21 protein-coding genes are annotated in these 22,722 nt (G+C 50.3%); 12 read left to right on the top strand and 9 right to left on the bottom strand.

Annotation, left to right across the window (positions count from 1 at the left end):
- Window positions 1-203: 203 nt before the first annotated feature.
- From FJM67_RS05985 to FJM67_RS05975, 3 genes are all read left to right on the top strand, one after another.
- A complete protein-coding gene (locus FJM67_RS05985) occupies window positions 204-458 on the top strand; it encodes a YdeI/OmpD-associated family protein (protein ID WP_235889993.1) in 255 nt (84 codons plus the stop codon).
- A gap of 279 nt (window positions 459-737) precedes the next feature.
- Window positions 738-995, top strand: coding sequence for a type II toxin-antitoxin system Phd/YefM family antitoxin (locus FJM67_RS05980; RefSeq protein WP_140587833.1), 258 nt, complete (start codon window positions 738-740; stop codon window positions 993-995).
- On the top strand, window positions 983-1,285 hold the full coding sequence (locus FJM67_RS05975; RefSeq protein ID WP_140587831.1) for a type II toxin-antitoxin system RelE/ParE family toxin: 303 nt from the start codon (window positions 983-985) through the stop codon (window positions 1,283-1,285). Before FJM67_RS05980 ends, FJM67_RS05975 begins: the two co-directional genes overlap by 13 nt.
- Window positions 1,286-1,290: 5 nt before the next feature.
- Here the strand turns inward: FJM67_RS05975 and FJM67_RS05970 are convergent, their stop codons facing one another.
- A complete protein-coding gene (locus tag FJM67_RS05970) occupies window positions 1,291-1,569 on the bottom strand; it encodes a type II toxin-antitoxin system RelE/ParE family toxin (RefSeq protein ID WP_140587829.1) in 279 nt (92 codons plus the stop codon).
- The gene (locus tag FJM67_RS05965; protein WP_140587827.1) at window positions 1,566-1,850 is read right to left on the bottom strand and encodes a damage-inducible protein J; all 285 of its coding nucleotides are present in this window, start codon (window positions 1,848-1,850) and stop codon (window positions 1,566-1,568) included. Before FJM67_RS05965 ends, FJM67_RS05970 begins: the two co-directional genes overlap by 4 nt.
- 171 nt (window positions 1,851-2,021) lie before the next feature.
- Between FJM67_RS05965 and sfsA the strand changes: the two genes are divergently transcribed.
- Window positions 2,022-2,729: a DNA/RNA nuclease SfsA gene (sfsA, locus tag FJM67_RS05960; protein ID WP_140587825.1), complete on the top strand. Its 708-nt coding sequence runs from the start codon at window positions 2,022-2,024 to the stop codon at window positions 2,727-2,729.
- Here the strand turns inward: sfsA and FJM67_RS05955 are convergent, their stop codons facing one another.
- Both FJM67_RS05955 and FJM67_RS05950 read right to left on the bottom strand, forming a co-directional pair.
- Window positions 2,730-4,133, bottom strand: coding sequence for a sigma-54-dependent transcriptional regulator (locus FJM67_RS05955; RefSeq protein WP_219845913.1), 1,404 nt, complete (start codon window positions 4,131-4,133; stop codon window positions 2,730-2,732).
- Between the two features lie 8 nt (window positions 4,134-4,141).
- Window positions 4,142-5,845 carry a transporter substrate-binding domain-containing protein gene (locus FJM67_RS05950; protein ID WP_140587821.1) on the bottom strand — a complete coding sequence of 568 codons (1,704 nt, stop codon included), beginning with the start codon at window positions 5,843-5,845 and terminating at the stop codon, window positions 4,142-4,144.
- Window positions 5,846-6,197: 352 nt separating this feature from the next.
- Between FJM67_RS05950 and FJM67_RS05945 the strand changes: the two genes are divergently transcribed.
- From FJM67_RS05945 to FJM67_RS05935, 3 genes are all read left to right on the top strand, one after another.
- Window positions 6,198-7,157, top strand: a complete 960-nt coding sequence (locus FJM67_RS05945; protein WP_219845911.1) for a TAXI family TRAP transporter solute-binding subunit — start codon at window positions 6,198-6,200, stop codon at window positions 7,155-7,157.
- 91 nt (window positions 7,158-7,248) lie between these two features.
- Window positions 7,249-9,837: a TRAP transporter permease gene (locus FJM67_RS05940; RefSeq protein WP_140587817.1), complete on the top strand. Its 2,589-nt coding sequence runs from the start codon at window positions 7,249-7,251 to the stop codon at window positions 9,835-9,837.
- An 85-nt stretch (window positions 9,838-9,922) separates the two neighbouring features.
- On the top strand, window positions 9,923-10,186 hold the full coding sequence (locus tag FJM67_RS05935) for a hypothetical protein (protein ID WP_140587815.1): 264 nt from the start codon (window positions 9,923-9,925) through the stop codon (window positions 10,184-10,186).
- A 49-nt stretch (window positions 10,187-10,235) separates the two neighbouring features.
- On the opposite strand, the gene FJM67_RS05930 is transcribed toward FJM67_RS05935, so the two are convergent.
- On the bottom strand, window positions 10,236-11,195 hold the full coding sequence (locus FJM67_RS05930; RefSeq protein ID WP_140587813.1) for a class 1 fructose-bisphosphatase: 960 nt from the start codon (window positions 11,193-11,195) through the stop codon (window positions 10,236-10,238).
- 124 nt (window positions 11,196-11,319) lie between these two features.
- Between FJM67_RS05930 and FJM67_RS05925 the strand changes: the two genes are divergently transcribed.
- Window positions 11,320-12,285 (top strand): zinc transporter ZntB, encoded by a 966-nt coding sequence (locus FJM67_RS05925; protein WP_140587811.1) that lies wholly within the window; start codon window positions 11,320-11,322, stop codon window positions 12,283-12,285.
- Window positions 12,286-12,329: 44 nt separating this feature from the next.
- Here the strand turns inward: FJM67_RS05925 and rpiA are convergent, their stop codons facing one another.
- A complete protein-coding gene (gene rpiA / locus FJM67_RS05920; protein ID WP_140587809.1) occupies window positions 12,330-13,001 on the bottom strand; it encodes a ribose-5-phosphate isomerase RpiA in 672 nt (223 codons plus the stop codon).
- Between the two features lie 254 nt (window positions 13,002-13,255).
- Here rpiA and ilvA point away from each other — a divergent pair, with 254 nt between their 5' ends.
- From ilvA to FJM67_RS05900, 4 genes are all read left to right on the top strand, one after another.
- A complete protein-coding gene (gene ilvA / locus FJM67_RS05915; RefSeq protein ID WP_140587807.1) occupies window positions 13,256-14,761 on the top strand; it encodes a threonine ammonia-lyase, biosynthetic in 1,506 nt (501 codons plus the stop codon).
- Between the two features lie 100 nt (window positions 14,762-14,861).
- The gene (gene argS, locus FJM67_RS05910; protein WP_140587805.1) at window positions 14,862-16,595 is read left to right on the top strand and encodes an arginine--tRNA ligase; all 1,734 of its coding nucleotides are present in this window, start codon (window positions 14,862-14,864) and stop codon (window positions 16,593-16,595) included.
- A gap of 190 nt (window positions 16,596-16,785) precedes the next feature.
- On the top strand, window positions 16,786-19,353 hold the full coding sequence (locus FJM67_RS05905; protein WP_140587803.1) for a putative bifunctional diguanylate cyclase/phosphodiesterase: 2,568 nt from the start codon (window positions 16,786-16,788) through the stop codon (window positions 19,351-19,353).
- A 36-nt stretch (window positions 19,354-19,389) separates the two neighbouring features.
- Window positions 19,390-20,361, top strand: a complete 972-nt coding sequence (locus tag FJM67_RS05900; RefSeq protein WP_140587801.1) for an asparaginase — start codon at window positions 19,390-19,392, stop codon at window positions 20,359-20,361.
- 6 nt (window positions 20,362-20,367) lie between these two features.
- Here the strand turns inward: FJM67_RS05900 and FJM67_RS05895 are convergent, their stop codons facing one another.
- From FJM67_RS05895 to hslU, 3 genes are read right to left on the bottom strand one after another with little or no spacing between them, the layout of a single operon-like run.
- A complete protein-coding gene (locus FJM67_RS05895; RefSeq protein ID WP_140587799.1) occupies window positions 20,368-20,982 on the bottom strand; it encodes a ubiquinone biosynthesis accessory factor UbiJ in 615 nt (204 codons plus the stop codon).
- A gap of 9 nt (window positions 20,983-20,991) precedes the next feature.
- Window positions 20,992-21,369, bottom strand: coding sequence for a gamma-butyrobetaine hydroxylase-like domain-containing protein (locus FJM67_RS05890; RefSeq protein ID WP_140587797.1), 378 nt, complete (start codon window positions 21,367-21,369; stop codon window positions 20,992-20,994).
- A 16-nt stretch (window positions 21,370-21,385) separates the two neighbouring features.
- Complete coding sequence (gene hslU / locus FJM67_RS05885; RefSeq protein ID WP_140587795.1) at window positions 21,386-22,708, bottom strand: HslU--HslV peptidase ATPase subunit; 1,323 nt, start codon at window positions 22,706-22,708, stop codon at window positions 21,386-21,388.
- Between the last annotated feature and the right edge of the window lie 14 nt (window positions 22,709-22,722).

Raw genomic sequence — 22,722 nt, 5'->3', positions numbered from 1 at the left:
TTGAGCCTAAGTACATTTCTTGGGTGAAAGGATCGTTCAAGTTTGTGTCCTTAGAATCGATAAAGGCTTTGATCAGAGAGCTACTCAAAGGGGGCATTTTCTAAGCCTTCGAGAATGTCTAACAATCGGCTGCACAGCGACCTATTTTCCGCCGCTTCGCGGCTCCAAACCGGCGCGTTATGCGACATGTCAGGATCAGAGCAGTGGCTAGAGACTTTTCCAAATTACAGAGAGATAAGCATCCAATGCCATCCTTTGTGAAAGCGGCATTGGAAGATAATAATCTAATGGAAGATTATCTTGAACGACCTGCTTATCAGCAAAATGATTACATTGGCTGGATTAATCAGGCAAAGCAAGAAGCAACAAAGCAAAAGCGACTAAACCAGATGCTAGTCGAACTTAAACAAGGTGGTGTCTATATGAAAATGGCGCACCCAGCTTCAGTAAAAATGTAATGCCAGTGCATACAAATCAAAAATCGCATAACAAGGCACAGCAATTCGCAGCCTTTGGCTGCTGGACTCAGCACCGCGTGCTTCGCCGTTGTGCGCGGCGTTATGCTTCACCAAGGAGTACTCGCGTGGCGCTTGAATGGAAATACACCGAAAACTCGGTAGACTGGGCCGAGCTATCGGCGCTCTACAAGGCTGCACCGCTAGTCTCAAGAGCCCCAAGCTTGTCATGCTTAGAGTGATAGAATAGTATCACTTTAGTGTTTCTGTGGAGCCGCTCAAATGAAAGTAGAACTTGTGACGTCACTAAAACGTCAGGCAACTAAAATCCTTGCCGATCTTCATGATACTAAGGAGCCAGTATTGATAACTGAGCATGGAAAACCGTCAGCTTACCTTATTGATGTAGACGATTATGAATTTATGCAAAATCGTTTAGCGATCTTGGAAGGCATTGCTCGTGGTGAGCGAGCTCTAGCGGATGGCAATGTGGTCAGTCATCAAGATGCCAAGGACAAAATGTCAAAATGGCTGAAATAATTTGGACGGAGCCAGCTCTATCCGATCTAAATGATATTGCTGAATATATCGCGCTTGAAAATGTCGTGGCAGCCAAACAACTGGTGCAAACCGTTTTTACAAAAGTTGAACGTTTGGCCGATTTTCCAGAGTCTGGACGTGTACCTCTAGAACTGGAGCACCTCAATTATCGTGAAGTCATCGTAAATCCGTGTCGTGTTTTCTACAAGTATGATGATGCAAAGGTTCGTATTCTTTTTGTTATGCGTTCGGAGCGAGATTTGCGTCGGTTAATGCTTACGAAACAGTAGGCTTGCTACTCGATGGGAAATTTTTGTTTCTGATGTAACACCCGCATAATTCGAATGTCAGGGCCATCGACAAAGTAGGAGACGATCATGGATATGTCAGGGATGATAAGTAAGCGGCCTTGAATGCCATCGCGTCGAACTCCCATCAATGGCTGATCAACTAGGTTTTCAACTTTCGCTTCGATCATGTCATCGGTTTTTTCCGCGACATCGGGGTTAAAGTCATACAGAAATTCAAAGATTTTCTCTCGGTCATTGAGTGACTCTTCTTCCCAGTAAATCACGAATAACCTCGACTACGAATTTTCGCTTTGCGTGTCGCCATGTCGCTTTTTGAAGATTCATGATCGGTAAAGACAGATTGACCTGCATCGAGCTTATTAAATGCAAGATTCACTTGTTCCGTTAACCAAGTGTCGTGGGATAATACTTTACGTTGTTGTTCAGCCAGTTGTTCTGTGAGTTCCCGACAAGCATCGCTTAAAGTGCGGCCTTGGCTTTCAGTCATTAATTGGGCGAGGCGTTTTGTTTCTTCATCAACGCGAAATTGAATTCTGGTATCCATGATGGACTCCTATTTTTTGTGTGTACAAACGTTAGCATTGGCGATGGTTGAGATCAACCAACAAACATAGGCGGTATTAATTTGCGCCGCTCTAGGGGGGTTAAACCCCGAGCAATGCCTTAGCTTCTTGTCGCTTTCTTACTAATGGCCGCTTTACCTTTGGAGGAATAAATGCAGTTTCCCGAGTTAGTCGAAGGGCGCTTGTTAAAGCGTTATAAGCGCTTTTTGGCAGATATTGAATTGATCTCCGGCGAGGTGATCACCGCCCACTGCCCAAATACCGGTTCCATGCGCCGCTGCCAGCAGGACAATGCGCGGGTATGGGTGTCAAAAAGTGATAATCCGAAGCGTAAGCTGGCTTTCACTTGGGTGCTGGTGGAAGTGGATGGGCAGTATTTGGCTTGCATCAATACCGGGCTTCCTAACAAGCTAGTGGGGGAGGCCATCGCCAATGGCGTCATCCAAGAGTTAGCCGGTTATGAGCAGATGAAGGCCGAGGTGAAATACGGTGAAAACAGCCGTATTGATTGGCTACTTTCTAATGGGGATGGCGCTCGATGTTATGTGGAAGTTAAGAACGTCACCTTGCTAGAGGAGGACGGCTGCGGCTATTTTCCTGATGCGGTAACGGATCGTGGGCGCAAGCATTTGTATGAGTTAGCCGAGATGGTCGCTCAAGGCCACCGGGCAGTATTGCTGTTTTGCGTGTCCCACACCGGGATCACTAGCGTCGCTCCTGCGGCACATATTGACGCTAAGTATGCGCAAGCCTTAGGAGAAGTAGTAAACCAAGGGGTGGAGGTTGTGGCGTATCGGGCGTATATCTCGCCACAAAGTTTGGCGTTAAGTACTCGGGTTTCGGTAGTACTTGGCAGCTAGCTATTGACTGTTTTCCCGCATGTTTTTCAGCCGTTTGCTCAAGGCAGGTTGTGAAATCCCCAGCATTCTCGCCGCTAGGGACTGGTTGTCGTTGGCGCGGCGCATGGCTTCCATTACGAGTAGCTCGCTGGCTTGGCTAAGAGTTGGCAGCGGTAGCTCTGGAGAGAACAAGGGGTGATTGTTGCTAGTCGGCAGGGGCGTGGCACCAGTAGCAAGGTCCGGCAGTAGCGGGGAGAGGGTATCCCCATTACTCTGGCTAACCGCATCAAAGACTAGCGCTCGTAGTTCCCGCACGTTGCCGGGGAAGGTATAACTGAGCAAAGGTGCCATCAATTGCTCGGGGATTGCTAACATTGGCTTGTTCAGTTCGCGACAGGCCTGTTCCACAAAGTGGCGCATGAGCAAAGGTAAATCGGCGATTCGCTCCCGCAATGGTGGGATGTTGACCATATGGGTGCGTAGGCGGTAGTACAAGTCTTTGCGAAATTTGCCTTCCGCCTGACGGCTAGCTAAATCCTGATGGGTGGCCACGACGACTCGGGCTTGGCTACGTTTGGGTTTGTCGCTACCGATGGGGTAGTACTCCCCCTCTTGCAGTAGGCGCAATAGTTTCACTTGAGACGCGGGGCTTAAATCGCCAATTTCATCCAAAAATAGGGTGCCGCCAGCGGCGCTTTCCACCAGCCCAGGGCGATTGCGGTCGGCGCCGGTAAAAGCGCCTCGGGCATGACCAAATAAAGTATCGGCAAAGATATTATCATCCAGTCCTGCCACGTTGACGCTGACCATGTCCCCTTTGCGGCCACTTAGGCGATGCACCGCATTGGCAATCAGTTCCTTCCCGACGCCGCTTTCACCACTGATCAATACCGGCTGGTTGCTGCCCGCGACCGATTCCAAGTAACGGAAGATTGCAAACATATCCTCACTGCGAGAAATAAAGTCGTCGAAACACTCCGGCTTGGTTAAGGTTTTTGATAGCAGTTGGTTCCGTAGGGCTTGGTTTTCTATGGCCAGTTCTTGGGTGTTGATGGCGCGCTTAATGGCTTCGAGTATCTGGTCTTGATCAGAGGTTTTGACTACATAATCAAAGGCGCCGGCTTTTACGCAGTCGACGGCGGCTTCCACTTGGTTGAGTCCCGAGAAAATAATCACCGGAATGTTCGGGTGTTCTTCTTGGAGACGAGCGAGCAGCTCCTGCCCCGACAGCACCGGCATGGTCAGATCCAGCAAGACTAAGCCGATATCCTGTTGTTGCATTAGTTGCTCTACCTGCAGGGGCTCGTGGCAGGTCAGCAAATTGTTGAAGCCGTGGCGCTCTAGTGTCAGGGACATGCTGCGCAAAAACGGAATTTCGTCATCAACAAGCAAAATAGAAAATTGCGGATACTGGCTCATGGTTATCTCTCTTATTAGTTGCCGATGTGCATCAGTGGTAGCGCGACGGTGACTTTGGTGCCTAGTCGTGGCTCGGAAGTGAATAGTAAACGACCACCGTGAGCTTGAATAATACTCGCGGAAACCGATAGACCGAGCCCAGTACCACCTTGTTCCCGTTTAGTGGTGAAGAAGGGTTCAGTTAAGCGCACCAGATCGGCTTTAGCAATACCGACACCATCGTCTTCGATATCAATGGCGACTTCTTGTGTGTCGCTATTCAAACGGGTGCTGACGTATAACTTGCCTTGGCTCTGTGGGTTCGCCTGCAAAGCGTCGCAAGCGTTGAGAATTAGGTTGATCAGTACCTGTTCGATGCGCTGAGAATTCCCTTTGACCAATAAGGGCTGCTCGGCTAATTGCAAGCTAAACTGTTGGCTGGCGTTGCGGATAGATTTATCCACTAGGCGTACCGCCATGGCAACGGTTTCATTGATGTTGACTTGCTCGCTGATATCATCCGGCTGGGCACGGGCGAAGTCTTTTAAGTCATTGACGATATTGCGGATTTTATCTGTACTTTGTTGCATCTCATCCAGTAGGTAGGGAAGCTCGGACTTGAGCCGCTGGTAAGATAACCCCGCTAGGCGTAGTTCCCCCTGTTGCTGCTCTACTTCATCCAAATAGGGTAACGCATCCAACCACGCCTCCCGCAAGATAGGTAAATTCAGCATCAGCAGCCCGGTTGGGTTATTGATTTCATGGGCCACACCGGAGACCAATACCCCTAGCGACGCCATTTTGTCCGCTTGGATCAGCTGGGCCTGTTGCTCTTTCAGCAGTCGGGAGCGTTTTTCGACTTCTTTACGCAGCATGTTATTCCAGATCACGATGCCGCCTAGAACCACCAATAGAACCAGGGTGGTATAAAAAGCGTATTGCCCTAGCTCGCGTAATTGGAGCTTATTGTTGTCCAGGGCACCGAGCCATTTATCATAGATCGCCTGTTGGCGACCGGTATTTTTGAGGATGGCTAAGCCTTCGCTAAAGAGGGTGAGGATTTCTTCGTTGTTGATCAGTGTGCCATAGCCGAGACGTTGCCCAGCAACCGGGCGACCAATGGGCTCGATATTGCTTAGTCCCATTTCTTTACTGAGGTACAGGCTGGGTAAGTTGGCGGTTAACGCGAAGTCGTGTTTCCCCGCGGCGAGTAGTCGCAACGCATCCGAGTGGGTCGCCACTGGGATAATGATGGTGTTGGGGTGATTTTGTAGCAGGTACTCGTGCATGATGCTGGCGTTTTGTACGATCACTTCATGCTGGTCTAACTCGCTCACATCGCTGATTTTGGGGCCATCTTTGCGAGCAAACAGGGACTGATTGACGATGGAGTGGGGGGCGGAGAAACGGATTCGTTGGGCCCGTTCGTCCGAGTAGGCGATTCCTTGTAAAACGTCGTATTTGCCGCTGAGTAAACCGGAGTAAGCACTTTCCCAGTCGGTCATTACCAGTTTGATATCAAAGCCCATCACCTCGGCGATGGCATAGGTCAAATCCACGTTATACCCAGCCGGTTCGCCATTTTCATCCAGAAATTCGTACGGAGGGTAGTTGTAGTCGGCGGCGATTTTGATGGTTCTGACTAGTGGTCGTCCATCCGGCCCTAAGCGTTCTAGCGCCTCAACAGAAGAGGCCAACATGGCGTACATTAGCAGCGGGATAAGCACCAATCGGATCATATTAATGGCATTCGCAGGTTATAGGATAGCTCATATTAGCCGTTGAACAGCACCCTGAGAAGGGTCATCGAAAACCCCTCTATAACAAAAGTTATAGCTATTAAAATAGTTATGGCAAGGGGGGAGTTGCCGTAATTGCTAGCATTTGAGCCTGACCCTTCGCCTACCGGATAAAAAAGCTATAACTATAGTTATAGATTTTAATTATGTGGTTTTTCTAAAATTCTTAGAAAATCATAATAGATTCAATGGTTTAGGTTGTTTTAAATTTATTGGCACTGTCTTTGCCATAGATAACCTCGTTTTACGATTTCTATAAGAAAAAACAACGAGGAATAGCTGAATGAAAAAAATGCTTTTGAAATCTGCCCTAGTGACGGCCTTCGCCGCAGCGTCTACTTTCACCATGGCGGCTGAAACCCAGTTCGTTTCTATCGGTACGGGTGGTGTGACTGGGGTGTACTACCCAGCGGGTGGTTCTATCTGCCGTATGTTGAACAAAGACCGCAAAGAGCATGGTATCCGTTGTTCCGTTGAATCAACCGGTGGTTCTGGTTACAACGTAAATAGCATCCGCGCCGGTGAGCTAGAGTTTGGTGTGGCTCAGTCTGACGTTCAAGCCGCCGCTTTAGCCGGTAAAGGCCAATTCGAAGGTAATCCATTCCCAGAACTACGTTCGGTGTTCTCGATTCACCCAGAACCGATTCACCTAATGGCACGGGCCGACTCTGGTATTCAATCGTTTGATGACCTAAAAGGTAAGCGAGTCAATATCGGTAACCCAGGCTCTGGCAACCGTTCCATGATGGAAATGCTGATGGCCGAGAAAGGCTGGACTACCGCTGATTTCGCTTTCGCGGCGGAGCTTAAATCCTCCGAAATGTCCCAAGCCCTATGTGATGACAAATTTGATGTCACTATCTTCGTGGCGGGTTTGCCAAATGGTTCTGCCCAAGAAGCAACAACCACCTGTGACGTGCGCATGATCCCACTCAATGACGAAGCGTCTTTGAATGTCCAAGCTAAGCACAGCGAGTTCTCTCAGGCGATTATTCCTGGTGGCATGTACAACGGTAACCCAGATGATGTGGTGACCTTTGGCCCGAAAGCGACCATCGTGACTTCTGCCAATGTATCGGATGAAGTGGTCTATCAAATGACCAAGGCTGTGTTTGAAAATATCGATGCCTTCAAACGCTTGCACCCAGCCTTTGCTCGTCTTGAGCCACTTGAAATGGTTCACACCTCCTTGGTAGCACCGCTTCACCCAGGTGCAGAGAAGTACTACCGCGAGCAAGGCTACTTAAAGTAACTCCCTAACTTACTTGAGTTTATTGCTCCTCTCTTAAGCGCCGTTTTTGCGGCGCTTCTTTTCTTTGTTGTTGCTCGTATTGGAATCTTATATGTCGACCCATACCACGCAAACCTTGGATACCGATAAGCTAGATGAATTGGTAGCCGAAGCAGACACCGGTAAACGCGCCCCGGTTGGTCGTATCGCTTTGGGCTTGTTGTTCATCCTGCCGCTACTTTGGTCTTTGTTTCAGCTATGGATTGGCTCGCCGTTGCCGTCCCAATTCGGTTTTGGTTTTTTGAACGATACCCAGTCCCGGGCGCTGCACTTGGCGTTTGCGGTGAGTCTGGCGTTTTTGGCGTTCCCCGCGTTTAGCCGCAGTCCGACCCAACATATTCCTGTAATGGATTACGTTTTAGCGGCGATCGGGGCATTTTGTGCGTCCTATCTCTTTTTGTTTAACGATGAATTAGCCATGCGTCCTGGCTTGCCCACCACCATGGATGTGGTTGTCGCAGGCATTGGCTTGTTATTGACCTTAGAAGCCGCCCGTCGCTCTTTGGGGCCCCCATTGATGATCGTGGCCATTATCTTCCTGCTGTATGTGTTTTTTGGCGATGCCTCTTGGTTGCCAGAAGTGCTGCGCTGGAAAGGGGCTTCCTTTGAGAAAGCCATGACTCATATGTGGCTCACCACGGAGGGGGTGTTTGGTATCGCCCTTGGGGTGTCGTCTGGTTTTGTATTCCTCTTTGTTTTGTTCGGTGCCTTGCTGAATCAGGCTGGCGCCGGTAACTACTTTATCCAAGTTGCGTTTGCCTTGTTAGGCCATATGCGTGGCGGTCCAGCGAAAGCCGCTGTGTTGTCTTCGGCGATGACCGGGCTGATCTCTGGCTCATCCATTGCCAACGTGGTAACCACAGGTACCTTCACCATTCCATTGATGAAGAAGGTGGGCTTTAGCCCCGAAAAAGCCGGTGCGGTCGAAGTATCGTCCTCGGTGAATGGGGTGATCATGCCGCCAGTGATGGGGGCGGTGGCCTTTTTGATGGTGGAGTATGTGGGCATTCCCTATATCGAGGTGGTAAAGCACGCCTTTTTGCCGGCGACCATTTCTTATATTGCCCTGTTATACATTGTCCACCTAGAAGCGCTAAAAGCAGATATGCGTGGCTTGCCTCGCGCCACACCGGCGAAGCCGTGGCAAGTACAGCTGCTGCGCACCGGTATCATCACGTCGAGTATGCTGATCTTGGCCGGTTCCCTGTACTACTTGGTATTGGGTATTAAGTGGGTACTGGGCGACCTTTCCTATTTAGGACTGTTGGCGCTGGTGGTGTTTGGTTATGTTGGGTTGTTGTTCCTATCCGCGAAATCCAGTGATTTGGATATGGGCAACAGCGATCATGAAATCCAAAAGTTACCGGTATTTGCCGATATCTATCGTTCTGGCTTGTACTACCTAGTGCCTCTAGTGGTGTTGATTTGGTTCTTGATGGTTGAGCGCAAATCCCCCGGTCTTTCAGCCTTTTGGGCCAGCTTGTTGATGGCTTTCATCTTGGTCTCACAGAAACCGTTAAAAGCCTGGTTCCGTCGTCAGGGCAGTGTGAGTGCTGCCTTTACGGAAGGGGGTTGGGATCTATTAGAAGGTCTAGTCACTGGTGCCCGCAATATGATTGGTATCGGTGTGGCGACCGCTACCGCTGGCATTATCGTTGGCACGGTGACGTTGACTGGCGTTGGTCAGGTGATGGCAGAGTTCGTGGAGCTGATCTCCGGTGGCGTATTGATCATCATGTTACTGATGGTGGCGTTGATCTCGCTGGTGTTGGGCATGGGCTTACCGACTACTGCCAACTACATTGTGGTGTCGTCCTTAATGGCCAGTGTGGTGGTAGAGCTTGGCGCCCAGTCTGGTTTGATCGTACCGCTGATCGCGATCCATATGTTTGTGTTCTACTTTGGCATCATGGCGGATGTGACGCCGCCGGTGGGCTTGGCTTCTTTTGCAGCAGCGGCTGTGTCGGGCGGTGACCCGATCAAAACTGGCTTCACGGCATTTTACTACTCCATGCGCACCGCCTTGTTGCCGTTCCTGTTTATATTCAATACTGACTTGTTGTTGATCGACGTGACTTGGTGGCAGGCCATTGTGGTGTTCTTCGTGGCGCTCGCCGCCATGTTGATCTTTGCCGCAGGCACGCAAGGGTACTTCTTCGCCCGTAGCAAATGGTGGGAAAGCGCCTTGCTGATTTTGGTGGCATTGACCCTGTTCCGTCCGGGATTTTGGCTGGATCAAATTCAAGCCCCTTACACCCATTACCAAGGGACAGAGTTGGTGGAGTATCTGGAGTCTCATCCTGAGCAACAAACCGTACGTTTGGCGGTTGAAGGGGAGAGCCTAGATGGACGCTGGATCGAGAAAACCGTGGATTTACCCCTGTCTGACGACGAGATGGCCAATGACCGTTTGTTTAATGGGGCGGGCTTAGAGTTTCGCGTTGAAGACGACAAGGTGTACATCGATAACCTCGCCTTTGGCAGCGTAGCAGAGCAGATGAAGCTGGATTTTGATTGGGAAATCACCGGCTTTGATGTGGAAAACCAACGCCCTGCGAAGGAGTGGTTCTTCCTGCCGGCGTTCGCAATTGTATTGTGGATCATGCGTCGTCAAAAACGTCGCAACCCGAAAGTGGCATAACCCCCTGCAACTTGCAGTGTTTTACCGGGGCGTAAGCCCCGGCGTTTTACCCATAACGATTATTAAATTGACGGGAAATAAAGACGTGAACATTGTACAAAGCTTTATCTTTAATGAATCCGGCAAGCAGATAGGAGCGTTTTCCCAAGAGCAGTCTTTGCAAGGCGGGGAAGACTTTCATCATTTGCGTGCCTATACCGCCCAGCGGGCTCCCATTCAGCAATTGGCAGAGGTGAGTAAGACGTTGACTGGGGTGTTTATTACCCTAGCGGGGGGAACTTACCTAGGGTCAATTCGACGTATTCAGGCTCCCCGTAGTCTGTATATCGTGGATATTTATAAGCGCTAAAAATCAATAACCCCGCTTTGGCGGGGTTATTTTGTATTGCGTGACAGTGTTAATAAGAGAGGCACTTATCCACTTCGTTGGCGGCACCTAAGATCACTGGCACCCGTTGGTGAATACCTTCCGGTTGGATGTCTAGGATACGTTGAGTGTGGGTGAAGGCTTTGCCACCGGCGTTTTCGATCAACATGGCCATTGGGTTAGCTTCGTACATCAAACGCAATTTGCCTGCCTTGGTAGGGTCTTTTTTATCCCATGGGTAAATGAAGATACCACCACGGCACAAAATACGGTGCACATCACCCACCATCGCCGCGACCCAGCGCATGTTGTAGTTTTTACCCCGTGGGCCATCTTTGCCCAATACCAAATCAGATACGTAGGCTTGCATGGCATCAGACCAGAAGCGTTGGTTCGACATATTGATAGCAAACTCTTGGGTCTCGGCGGCCACTTTCACATTTTCGTGGGTCAGCAAGAATTCCCCTTGGTCGATGTCGAGGGTGAACATGTTAACGCCATTGCCGGTGGTGAATACCAACATGGTGGAAGGGCCATACAAGACGTAGCCCGCAGCGACTTGCTCTTTACCGGGGCGTAGGAATTCTACTTCCGTGGCTGGGTGATCGCCGGTGGTACGGTACAAAGAAAAGATGGTGCCGACCATAGAGTTGATATCAATATTGGAAGAGCCGTCCAATGGGTCGAAAGAGATCAGGTATTCGCCAGTCGTGTGGGCAGGGACGATATCGTCTTCTTCTTCCGAAGCGATAGCACGAACGCTTGGGCAAGCCAGTAGCGCGTTTTTCAGCATGTTGTTAGAGATGACATCCAGTTTCTTTTGCTCTTCCCCTTGCACGTTTTCATTGCCGGCCATACCGAGAATCCCAGCAAGGGAGCCTTTTTTCAGGGCAGCGGAAATTTCTTTGCAGGTTTCAGTAGTCACCAGCAGCACTTCTTGTAATGATGAGGAGGCAACATGGGCAGCTAAAAATTGGCTAAGGCTTTGCATTCAGGCGTTTTCCTTTCTTCGTTATCAGCGGATCAGAAAAGTATGCCACCCCTTTGCATGGGAGTCAGCCAAAGTCGCGCGATTAAGCGAAATAATTCATTTCCCAGCCTGATCGGAGAGAGAGATGGAACAGGATTTTGTACTGCATTATTTGGAGTTGGATGGGCTTGGTAGTGCCAAGCGCCACCAGCAACTGCCACAAAAATTGCCTGCCAGTGGCGGACATTGGTTGCATTTGGATTGTAATGACGAGGCCGCCCCGGCGTGGTTAGCCACCGTGCCCGACGTGCCTGAGTCCGTGGTCGATGCCCTGTTTGCCGAAGAAACGCGCCCCCGTGCGGTGAAAATGGGCAATGGTATCCTGCTTACCCTACGGGGAGTGAATTTGAACCCGGGGTCTGACCCCTCCGATATGGTGTCGTTGCGGTTGTGGATTACCCCCCATGTGATGATTTCCACCCGTCGTAGACGTCTGCTTTCGGTGGCGGATCAAGTTCAGCTTTTAGAGCAGGGGGAAGGGGCGACCACCATCGCCGAGCTGCTTACCACGCTCACACAAACGCTGACTGACCGTATGGCCAATGTGATTGCCGTGTTAGAAGAAAGTTTGAGTGACCTAGAAGAACGCATGAGCGAGCGGGTTGAGTCCCAGTTGCGCGCTACCTTAGTGGATTACCGCCTACAAACCGTACGCTTACGCCGTTTCGTGGTGCCCCAGCGGGATGCCATCATGCGTTTAGCTAGCGAGATGCAAGGCTGGCTAACCAAAGAGCAAGCCGCACAAATCGGGGAGTCCGGCAACGATATCACCCGCTATGTGGAAGCCTTGGAGTCGCTCCGGGAACGCTGCCTCTACCTACAGGAAGAATTTACCAACCATCAGGCCGAGAAAATGAATGCGTGCATGTATGTGCTATCCATTTTGTCGGGCATCTTTATGCCGCTAGGTTTTTTGACCGGATTATTTGGTATCAATGTGGGAGGCTTGCCGGGCACGGAAAATGGCGATGCCTTTTGGTGGTTTTGCGCGGTGCTAGTGGTGATGGGGATTGGGCAGTACTGGCTAATGCGAAAAAGCCGCTGGTTTTAACAGCGGCTTTTGGCTACTCGAAGCGAACTTTCTCACCTTTCAAGTTAGGCTTTCAGAGTTTTAACCCCATCTTGGGTGCCGAGTAGCAATACATTCGCAGGACGCGCGGCAAACAAACCGTTGGTAACCACACCGACGATTTCATTGATTTGGCTTTCCAATTTCACCGGGTCAAGGATCTGCATGTTGTACACATCCAGAATGTGGTTGCCGTTGTCGGTGACCACGCCTTCTCGGTAGACCGGATCGCCGCCTAGTTTGACCAATTCACGAGCAACATGGCTGCGAGCCATTGGGATTACTTCCACAGGCAATGGGAAGTCGCCCAGCACCTTCACCAATTTTGATTCGTCGGCGATACAAACGAACTCTTCACTGCACGCTGCGACGATTTTTTCACGGGTCAAGGCCGCACCACCGCCTTTGATGAGGTGAAGGTGGTCGTTACTTTCGTCGGCACCATCGACGTAAACGCGGATTGAGCTGACACCATTTAAGTCATATACCGGGATGCCATGGCTTTTTAGGCGCTCGGCAGACGCTTCAGAGCTTGCTACTGTGCCGTCAAACAGGTGCTTATGCTTGGCCAATTCGTCGATAAATTTATTGGCGGTAGAGCCAGTACCCACACCAACGATGGTGTCCTCTTCCAATAAAGGAAGGATGTAGTTCACCGCGGCTTCAGCTACTGCTTGTTTTAATTCGTCTTGTGTCATGGGAAGTCACTAACCTATGGATTGGTGATGGTGTCGTTAGGATATGGCCCGAATTGGGGCGCGTTCCCATTATAGACGGGGGGAAGGGCGATTGTTAGCCAAAAAAGCGCGAAAAATCACCGTTAACCCCAGTGGGTGCTTTGCGCCCATTGCTGTGAAAAGGTATATTTCGGACTCGCTTTTTTAGCGCAATGGTGCGCACTCATAGCCACTGACGGAGCGAACGTTACCAACCATCTTGTTAGGACCCGATAATGCCCCACACCATGATCAAAAAAATTCTACAGGCTCGTGTTTACGATGTGGCAGTAGAAACCCCAATTTCCCCCGCGACGCAACTTTCTAAGCGCCTTGGGAATGAGATTTTATTGAAGCGTGAAGACCTACAGCCGGTGTTTTCCTTCAAAATTCGTGGTGCCTACAACAAGATTTGTCAGTTGAGCCGTGAAGAGCTAGATCGCGGTGTGATTGCCGCTTCTGCCGGTAACCATGCCCAAGGAGTGGCCTTAGCCGCCCAAAAATTGGGCATTCGCGCCACCATCGTGATGCCAGCGACTACGCCTGATGTGAAGGTGAACGCGGTACGCGCCCGTGGTGCAGAAGTGATTCTCTCTGGGGATGCCTTTGATGCGGCCTTTGCCAAATCCCAAGAAATCGTTAAGCAAACGGGTCAAGTTTATGTACACCCGTTTGATGATTTAGACACCATCGCTGGTCAGGGCACTGTCGGGGTGGAGATTCTGCGCCAGATCGAAGGCAATATCGACGCCATCTTCGTGCCAGTGGGCGGCGGTGGTCTGATCGCGGGTATCGCAGCCTATGTGAAATACTTGCGCCCAGAAATCAAAGTCATCGGCGTGGAGCCTGTGGATGCCGCCTGCTTAAAAGTTGCCATGGAAGCGGGTAAGCCAACCCGTTTGGCTCAGGTTGGTATCTTCGCTGAAGGGGTTGCGGTGGCACAAATCGGTGAAAATACCTTCAATATTGCTAAAGACACGGTGGACGAAGTGATTACAGTAACCACCGACGAAATGTGTGCGGCGATCAAAGACATTTACGATGATACTCGCTCGATCACCGAGCCTGCTGGCGCTTGTGCGTTAGCCGGACTGAAAAAATACATTGAACGGGAAGGGGCTCAAGGCCAACGTCTAATCGCCATCAACAGTGGCGCCAACGTGAATTTCGACCGTTTACGCCACGTTTCCGAGCGTGCGGAGCTGGGTGAAAAACGTGAAGCCATTATCGCGGTGAAAATCCCCGAGCAACCCGGTAGCTTCAAAGACTTCTGCCAAGCGCTGGTGGGTCGTAGTATCACCGAGTTCAACTATCGCTATAACGATGCCCATGAAGCCGTTCTCTTTGTCGGTGTGGCGTTAGGGGGAAGTCCCCATAGCCGTGAAGAGCTGCTGGAAGATTTAAAAGCCTACGAGATTGTCGACCTGACCGACGATGAAACCGCTAAGGTACATGTGCGTCATATGATCGGTGGTCATTTACGGAGCGATAAAGGCGAGCTACTTTACAGCTTCGAGTTCCCAGAACGCCCTGGTGCCTTGCTGAAATTCCTCAATACCCTGGGTGGACAGTGGAATATTTCCATGTTCCATTACCGCAATCACGGGGATGCCTATGGCCGCGTGCTAGTGGGCTTGCAAGCGGTGGGTGAAGAAACCGATTTGACCCGTTATTTGAACGAGTTGGGCTACCCGTACCAAGATGAAAATGACAACCCAGCCTGCAAGCTGTTCTTTCGCTAACTGGGCGAAAATCGGTTATCATAGCGCCAATTTCCACTAACTCTGCAAACCTCTGGCAAGCTCTTGTCAGAGGTTTGGTTTATTTTGAAACGAGCTTCCTGTGAATATTCAAACACTTCTCAACCAACGTATTCAGGCGGCTATGGTCGCTGCTGGTGCAGACGCCGATGCCCCTGCTCTTGTGCGTCAATCTGCCAAAGTTCAGTTCGGTGATTATCAAGCTAACGGCATAATGGGAGCGGCGAAAAAGGCCGGCTCTAATCCCCGCGAATTTGCCACCAACGTATTGGCCCAGTTAGATCTATCCGATCTGGCGGACAAAGTTGAAATCGCTGGCCCTGGGTTTATCAATATCTTCCTGAAAAATGACTGGCTTGGTTCCCAGTTAGGCACCTTGCGTCAGTCAGAGCGTTTGGATATCTCCCCAGCTGAACCCGCACAAACCGTGGTGGTGGATTACTCCAGCCCGAACCTTGCTAAAGAGATGCACGTCGGTCACTTACGCTCCACGGTAATTGGTGATGCGGTGGTACGTACCCTAGAGTTTTTGGGTCACAAGGTCATTCGTCAAAACCACGTAGGCGATTGGGGTACGCAATTCGGCATGTTGCTGGCTTATATGGAGCGTTTAAGAGCCGCTGACGCCCAAGTTAGTATGGCCCTTTCAGACCTAGAAACTTTCTACCGGGAAGCGAAAAAGTGCTTTGATGAAGACGAGACTTTCAGCCAACGGGCCCGTGAATTAGTGGTTGAATTACAGTCTGGCGACGAGCTGTGCATCAAACTTTGGAATGAATTTATCGAAGTCTCCCTCCAGCACTGTGAAGAAACTTACCAAATGTTGGGGGTTTCATTGGCGCGTCAGGACGTAATGCCAGAAAGTGCTTATAACGATGATCTACCAAGTGTGGTATCTGACTTGGAAGCGCAGAACCTGATTACCGAAGATCAGGGGGCGAAATGTGTCTTTTTAGAAGAATTTGCTAACAAAGATGGTGAAATCACGCCAATCATTGTACAGAAAACCGGTGGTGGTTTTCTCTATGCTACCACGGATCTAGCGGCGATCCGCCACCGTCAGCGAGTACTCGGTGCTAACCGAGTGTTATATTTTGTCGATGCTCGCCAATCTTTGCATTTCCAGCAAATGTTTACATTGGCCCGTAAAGCGGGCTTTGTTGCACCGACCACCGAATTAACTCATATGCCATTTGGCACCGTGATGGGCAGTGACGGTAAACCATTCAAAACCCGTTCTGGTGGCGTAGCGAAGCTGTCGGCCTTGTTGGAAGAAGCTCAAGAGCGTGCCTTCCAACTGGTAGCAGAGAAAAACCCAGATATGCCGGAAGCCGAGCAGCGCAATATCGGCCGAGTGGTGGGTATTGCTTCGGTGAAGTATGCCGACTTGTCCAAGAACCGCACCAGCGACTACGTCTTCAACTGGGACAATATGCTGAGCTTTGAGGGCAACACTGCGCCTTACCTACTCTACGCTTACTCCCGCGTGGCGAGTATCGTACGCCGTGCGGAGGTGGATGTGGCAACCCTAACTGGCGCGATTCTGGTGGAAGCGGAGCAAGAGCGCGCCCTAGCTGTGAAACTATGCCAGTTCGCGGAAGCCATTGAGCAGGTCGCGGCGGACGGTATGCCGCACTTCCTTTGTGCCTATCTCTACGATTTGGCGGGTATTTTCATGAGCTTCTACGAAGCTTGCCCAATTCTGAATGCGGAAGCAGAGGTGAAAAATAGCCGTTTACAATTGGCGCTAACCACAGCGGCTACATTACAACAAGGCTTGTCTTTGTTAGGTATTGAGACCCTAGAACGCATGTAACCGCTACTGCGTCTAAAAAAAGCCCCCATCGGTGCCGCTGATGGGGGCTTTTTTGTGGTTACGAAAAAAGTTACATAAGAAAACAATCTTTACACTAACTGATACATAGAAGACATATATCAAGGCATAACGACACGATAACCGATAAATTATGCTTATTCGAATTAACTTTCTGGCTTTGTGAGTAGTTGTGCTGAAAGGACTGCAAATTGCACTACGGAATTTTATCCGCCACCAACCGATACTGATTTTGTCAGTGGTCGTGCTTTCGGCTGCCATGGTATTTGTGATGGATCAGGTGCTTACTAGGGGCGAGCAACGGGCTTTGGATGAGCAGTCCACTACCAACGCAGCACTCATTTATGCCATGGAAGACTCTATTTCCCGCTCGTTACAGGCCATTAGCGGTAGTCTACGCAGTATGGCGTCTGCCCCTTTGCAAAACCCGAGGGATAATCAGATTATCATCGAGCAGATGCTGATGAGTTTACCTCAGCTCCGTGAAATTAATATCTTACCTCTCTACAGTTCCCGAGAATGTTTACCGACCGATCGTCAATTGTCACCTACAGACGTTGTTATACTTCCCCCTCGCCACGGGCGCTATTGGGGTGACGATGCTCCCCTTGCAGCGACCAGTTACTGGCCAGCCTGTGTGCCATTTTTCGTCAATGAGAAAGTGGTTGGCTTTGTCGTTGGCTCCATTAATCTTAATTACTATCGTGACTTACTCCATTCTGTTGCACCGGGCGAGCGTGAAGTCTCACTCTATTTGGCGACGGGGCAAACCATTCTAGGTGTTGATGAGCAACTGCCTGACACTATTGCCAAACAGTTATCGGAACAGGTTTGGGGTAGCTATCGTGGCAGCGATGACCGCGGTAGTTTTATCGAAAGTTATCGCGCCAGCAGTATGTTGCCCTTGGTGGTAACGCTCAAGTCCTATGACAGCATTGCGCTAGCGGACTGGCTCAAGGATGCGCGCATGTTGCGCTGGATCTTTGCTTTGATGATTGGCTTAGTGTTGCTGATGGTGACCGTGTTTGCCATCCTCAAACATAAGCGAGAAGAAGTACAAGGCAGTAATCACTTGCTTAGTGAAGCAGTACGAAACTCCGCCAATGCCATTATTATTACGGATCCAAAAGGTAAGATTCAGTGGGTCAACGATGCCTTTACCCGATTGACGGGGTACAGCATTAAACAGGTTAAAGGCAAGACGCCGCGCCTTTTAAATTCCGGTCACCATGACAAGGCCTTCTTTCAAGAGCTATGGAGCACTATTTCTGTTGGTCATAATTGGCGTGGGGAACTGGTTAACCGCCATAAGCTAGGGCATCTGATTTCCGTCGAGCAAACCATCACCCCGATTCGCGACAGTCATGGGGAAATCGAATACTTTATTGCCGTGCATGAAGATATCACCGCTCGCAAAGAAGCAGAAAAGCAAGCCATGTTCCTTGCCCAGCATGATGATCTCACCGGCCTTGCCAATCGACGCTTTTTTGAAAATCAATTAAATGAGCGCTTGCGTCAGTTCTCCAGCGGTAGAATTGGCTTGATGTTTATCGACTTGGATCGTTTCAAGGAGATCAACGATACCCTCGGCCATGATGCGGGTGATGTCTTGCTCAAGCGCACGGCGAAAAAATTGGCCAAAGTGGTGCCAGATGAAGCCTATTTAGCCCGACTCGGCGGTGATGAATTTGCCTTATTCGTGCATCCCCTCAGTCACGATAGCGTCATGTCGACCTTGGCGAAAAGTGTGGTGAGTATTCTCGCCAAGCCGTTTGAGTATAAGAATACCAAGTTCTCAGTGAGCTGTAGTGTGGGCGTGGCCGTTGCCAATATGGGTGAAATTGATGCCAGTAGCCTGCTACGCCAGGCGGATATGGCTATGTATCGGGCCAAACATTCTGGGAAAAATACGTACCGTTACTTTGATGAGTCGATGGACCAGCGCATGCGTTATCGCGTCGCCTTACAGCAAGAGCTGGATGTGGCTATTCGCGAGCATAGGGGACTCAGTTTGCGTTATCAGCCTCAGGTCGACGCCTATAGTCATGCCATTATTGGGGCTGAGGCCTTGCTGCGCTGGCAAAACGACCACGGTGCTTGGGTGTCTCCGGCGGACTTTATCCCTATCGCCGAGGAAAGCGGGCAAATCATTGAGCTTGGGCGCTGGATCATTCGTCAAGTATTACTGCAACTGAAAGACTGGCGGAAAGCGGGACTGGACTTTGGTAAAGTCGCGATTAACGTATCTTCGGTGCAGCTTTCCAGTTCCTTTGTCGCCGATGACCTATTGGAAATGATGGCTGAGTTAGAGCTGCCAACCCATTGCGTGGCGGTGGAGTTTACCGAAACGGCGTTAATGGTGAACTCCAGTATTTTGGCGCACAACTTGGCGCGGCTACGGGAATCGAACATCACCATTGCTATCGACGATTTTGGCACCGGCTATTGTTCCCTTAGTTATTTGAAAGAGTTGGATGCCCACTATTTGAAAGTTGACCGCTCTTTCGTGGATGGCATCGGTATTAGTGATTCGGATGAATGTATCGTGTCAGCAACCATTGCCATGGCCAAAGGATTGGGAATGAAGGTGGTTGCCGAAGGGGTAGAAACCCAGCAACAAACCGAGTTTCTCGCTAAACAAGACTGTGATGCGATCCAAGGTTACTTCTTTGGTAAGCCAATGACTGCCGAAGAGTTTGCAGAAAAGTTATCACAGCGAGCTTTGCAAGCTACCCTGTAAGCAGTATGCTAAAACGCTGCATTAGGAAAGCTTGTTATGTCATTACTGATTCTATACACCGGTGGCACCATTGGGATGATGCCGACCGAGCAAGGTTTAGCGCCGAGTCGCGAGCTAGTACCTTTTTTACAAACCCTGTTGGCGCGCGAGCTCCCTGCCCAGCAATTCGATGTGCTGTGTTGCGAACACCTGATTGATTCCTCTAACGCTGCCCCAAGTGACTGGTGTGCCATTGCCCGCATTTTGGAGCAAAGTTGGCACCATTATACGGGTTTTGTGATTTTGCATGGCACGGATACCATGGCCTATACGGCAGCGGCCTTGCATACTTGGTTTAATCATCATCACAAGCCGATTGTGGTCACAGGTTCACAGATTCCATTTAGCCAAACCCCGTCTGATGCCCAGTCGAATCTGCTGGGGGCGATAAAAGCCGCTACCCATCCTTTTGCAGGCGTTCATTTATTCTTTGATCGGCTACTTATTAGTGGTGATCGGGCCCATAAATGCCATACCAATGACTGGCGGGCGTTTATGTCCGTCAACGAACCGGTACGGGCAGAGCTGTTAGACAATGGCTTGTGGCAGCAGACCCATTTGCCAGCGCCCAAGGCACGTTTGCCGGTAGCCATACCAGGGCATATTCGTAATGACGTGGTAACCCTATTGCCGGTATTCCCTGGAGTGACGGCGAGCCATTGGCAGGGATTACTCGGGGAGCAAGTCAAAGGTGCTATTTTACTGAGCTATGGTGCGGGCAATATCCCCGACCAAAACCAAGCCCTAGTCGACCTGATCAAAAGCGCCATTGGACGTGGGGTGGTGATGATCAACATTACCCAATGTCAAAACGGTGCGGTCAACTCCACCACCTATGCGGCGGGGGCTGAGCTGATCAAAGCCGGTGTCATCTCCGGCAAAGACATGACCTACGAGGCCGCCTTTGCCAGATTAACCCTAATGCTTGGAGCCGGGTGGAGCGCCCAAGATATCAGGGCGGAATGGTAACGAAGGTTAGTTGCCCAACTTTCTCAAACGCGCTTCAACTCGATCTAGCTGGCGGTTGAAGCGCTCTAAATCATCCACAAAGGCATCGTATTCGACTTTGCTGGGTAGTAAGCCGCTGTTGCTTTGTAGGTAGGAAACTAGGTGCAGGCGAGCGGCGGTGCTGGTTTCTTTGGCAAAGCTCCATTTAGCTCGTAATAGGCGAGCCAGTGCTGCCGCAGCGGTATCACCGATTTTGTCAGCGAGGATGGCTTCCCAATCAAATTCAAAGCTTTCCATCACCTTGTGTAAGGTCATGAGTGCTTGGGCGTTGCCTTGGATACGCAAATCACCATCAAAGAAGCCGTCGCCTTCCAGTAGCTTACGGTAGGCACTGCTTGGCCCTTTCACCATGGTGTCTAGTTTGGGATCAAGTTCGATGCCGTCCATGCTATCGAGCAAGGTGAGCAGGACACCTTCTTCCAATACATGGATTTGCAGGATCAAATTGAAGTCTTCTACTTCCAAATACAGCTGTTGCCCAGCTAGCTTGCTGAGCTGACGTTGAGACGGTGCATCTTTTGCCAGAGCAAAATTTACGGCTTTTTCGATGCTGGCCATGGCCGCGTGAGAAAGGGAAGACATGGATAAATCCTAAACCTGATGAATTTGAATGACGGAAGTGTCGCGGCTCTTGCCTTCTTTGGCAAGTCGATCGAGATACATCTGCCATAACTCATCATGGTTTTTGCCAATATTGTAAAGGTAGTCCCAAGTGTAGAGGCCGGTATCATGACCGTCATCAAAGCTGATTTTTAAAGCATAGTTACCGGCAGGCTCGATATTCATAATACCGACGTTACGTTTACCTACCTGTAGGATGGGGATTTGCATACCGTGTCCACGCACTTCCGCAGAAGGAGAATGAACCCGTAAAAACTCCGCCCCTAGGCGGTAATTAGCGCCATCGGCAAACCCGATTTCCAACTCACGGGACTGCTTGTGATAATGAATTTTAGTAGGGGTCGCCATGGCGCATTGTCCTCACTTACAGGATGTATTGGCTAAGATCTTCGTTTTGAGCAATCTCACCGAGCTGCTCATCTACATAGGCCGCGGTGATATCCACTTGCTGGCCTTCCGGCATGTCACTGGCAGAGTAAGAAACTTCCTCCAGCAAACGTTCTAACACCGTATGCAAACGACGAGCACCAATGTTTTCCGTACGCTCGTTCACTTGGTAAGCGATCTCGGCGATGCGGGTAATGCCTTCATCGGTAAAGTTTAAGGCCACATTTTCAGTTTGCGCGAGCGCAGCGTATTGCTTGATCAGAGAAGCGCTTGGCTCAACCAAAATGCGCTTGAAATCGTCCACGGTTAACGCGTTCAACTCCACCCGAATCGGCAAACGGCCTTGCAGTTCTGGAATCAGATCCGACGGCTTAGACAAGTGGAACGCACCCGATGCGATAAACAGAATATGGTCTGTTTTGATCATGCCGTATTTGGTGTTCACTGTGCAGCCTTCGATAAGCGGCAGTAGGTCACGCTGTACCCCTTCGCGGGAAACGTCGCCGCTAGAGCGTTCGCTGCTTTTCGCTACTTTGTCGATCTCATCCAAAAAGACGATGCCGTTTTGTTCCACTGCCTGAACAGCACGGGCTTTGATCTCATCTTGGTTAACCAGTTTGGCGGCCTCTTCTTCACGCAGTTGGCGTAGCGCTTCTTTGACTTTGAGCTTACGTTTTTTCTTGCGCTCAGAGCCCATATTAGAAAACAGACTTTGCAGTTGGCTGGTCATCTCTTCCATGCCAGGGGGCGTCATGATCTCGACGCCAATGGGTGCATCCGCTACTTCGATGTCGATTTCTTTATCGTCTAACTGGCCTTCACGTAACTTTTTGCGGAAGACTTGGCGCGTGCTGTTACTTGCAGAGTCTTCTTCAAAACCACGGGCAGGGGGCAGTAGCGCATCCAAAATACGTTCTTCCGCTGCATCTTCGGCCTTGTGTTTCATTGCTTCGGTAGCTTGTTCGCGGAACATCTTGATGGCACTTTCGACTAGATCGCGGATGATCGAGTCTACATCACGACCAACATAACCCACTTCGGTAAATTTCGTTGCTTCTACCTTGATGAATGGCGCATTGGCGAGCTTGGCTAAGCGGCGGGCAATTTCCGTTTTACCGACGCCGGTGGGGCCGATCATCAGAATGTTTTTAGGCGAAATCTCAGCGCGCATTTCCTCGGGTAGTTGCATACGACGCCAGCGGTTACGTAGGGCGATGGCTACCGCCCGTTTAGCTTCTTGCTGACCGACAATATGCTGGTCGAGGGCGTTAACGGTTTCGCGAGGGGTTAGATTGCTCATGGTGTTATCTCTAT

This window comes from Maribrevibacterium harenarium (genome assembly GCF_006385675.1).
GTDB classification, from domain to species: Bacteria; Pseudomonadota; Gammaproteobacteria; order Pseudomonadales; family Marinomonadaceae; genus Marinomonas; species Marinomonas harenarium.
The sequence above is the reverse complement of the archived record's forward strand: the minus strand, read 5'-3'. Positions and strand labels throughout refer to the sequence as shown.